Source organism: Desulforhopalus sp. IMCC35007 (genome assembly GCF_005116575.1).
Lineage (GTDB): Bacteria > Desulfobacterota > Desulfobulbia > Desulfobulbales > Desulfocapsaceae > Desulforhopalus_A.
In genome coordinates, this window is the sequence record NZ_SWCN01000064.1 from 1 (window position 1) to 1653 (window position 1653).

The window sequence follows — 1653 nt, forward strand, 5'->3', positions numbered from 1 at the left end:
ACCGGAGTTGCTGAAAGGTTGGCCTGAACACCACCGCTGAGATAACACCCTGTCTCAGTTCTTTTATATATATCGGGTGGTCAAAATTCGGTGATCACGGGTGGTCAATTTTAGGTTGTCATTTCTAGCTGGTCGTAGTTTGAAAACCGGGCGGGCAAAGTCGACAATCACTCGAACCTTCAACCCTTCTCTTGCCCTACGTGCCAGGGCATTGCTGATCAGTCTACTTGAGGTATCGAGTTCATAAATGAAGAATTCAAGATCAATGGAGTTTTGAGCATCTTCGATCATTTTTAGCCGGGTAGCCAAGGAGTCTATGCCAACATCCAATAGGGATAACTGATGGGGCTCTAAAAGACGTGTATTGGTTAAGCCGCGCGCTGGAGCTTTTCCCAACCATTGTCTTTCTGTTATTTCAAGTAAGCCAACAAAGGTAAAATAAAATAAAAAAAGTACACCTATTACACCAATGGCGAACCTCTTTATGACTCGTTTGAAATTGATTCTTTTCATCTTACCGTTTTTTAGCTTTGAGATTTGATCTTGTTGCGAGAGTGGCATGTCCTGACTAAGAATAGGACGGTACAATTAATGGATTGTGTTTACAAGAAATCAACTCCGAAGGGCTGGTGGATTATCCATTTCCAACTGAAGCATTACAATTGTGCATATCAAGAATTATAAATTTCAGTAACTACATTTCTAAACCATGCAGGTTTTTCAAAAATAACATAGATTAACAAAAGAGCAGTAAAAGGTATTGGGATAATCATATCCAACAAGGCAAGGAGTGATAAATAAAGGAGTATTTTTGTATTATTCTTCATGATAGTAACCTGTAAATAATTTTCTCAGATTCACAATATCTCAACCCAAGGCTGATAGTAGAACTAAACCAATACGCGGACTGGTGGTAGATCATATCACTTACAGGCTGTCAACTCACCTGCAATTATTTCGTCCTAAAAATTAAAATAATCGATATTTACATATCGTGGTAGATATCTGTCATGTTTCTCCACCAATGCTTATATTGAATTAGGAGAAAAAAAATTGCAGACTTACAGGTAGCCGCCTTTTTTAATGCTGTGAACTCGATCGGAACCTGCAGTCGGGTTTATTAGTAGAAAGAAAGTTTAGGTAAAATTGCAGGTGAGGAGAGCCAGGCATGAGATTCCGTTCATTCATTTTGGCAGTTTTGATTTTTGCGTGCAGTGGTTGCGTGGTAGCACCGCCCTACTACAGTGAGCCTTATTATTACAATAGTTACCACAACACCTCGTACTACTACCCGTATTACTATCCACGCTTCTATCCATTTTACACTCCGTATTTTTACCCAAATGTCTATCTAAATTTCAGGTCCCATGATAATTTCCATCGCAATTATAATGGACGGCATGGTAGGCACCGGCATTGAAGAAAGGGCCCCAGCTTTTAGGACCACTGGCTAAGTTATGAAAGTATGCATAGTTTCTCAAACAAACCAGCAAGGAGAAATTATGAAAAAGCAAAGAAGAAAACACACAGCAGCATTCAAAGCACGGGTGGCTCTCGAAGCGATTAAAGGTCTCAAAACTATGAGTGAAATTGCGGCTGAATTTGAGATTCACCCAGTTATGGTGAGTAACTGGAAGAAGGAAATGCTTGAAC

The 1653-nt window shown here is 39.7% G+C and carries 2 protein-coding genes; one reads left to right on the forward strand and one right to left on the reverse strand.

Annotated elements, in window-relative coordinates; translation table 11 throughout:
- Positions 1-63: 63 nt before the first annotated feature.
- Positions 64-513, reverse strand: a complete 450-nt coding sequence (locus FCL48_RS24575; protein ID WP_136876731.1) for a hypothetical protein — start codon at positions 511-513, stop codon at positions 64-66.
- Positions 514-1502: 989 nt separating this feature from the next.
- Here FCL48_RS24575 and FCL48_RS24585 point away from each other — a divergent pair.
- Positions 1503-1653, forward strand: a 151-nt coding sequence (locus FCL48_RS24585; protein ID WP_169309375.1) for a transposase, incomplete at its 3' end; no start/stop codon positions are given.

Bases quoted from the DNA above. Each gene is read 5' to 3' on its own strand.
- FCL48_RS24575 (WP_136876731.1), bottom strand. From the start codon at position 513: ATGAAAAGAATCAATTTCAAACGAGTCATAAAGAGGTTCGCCATTGGT.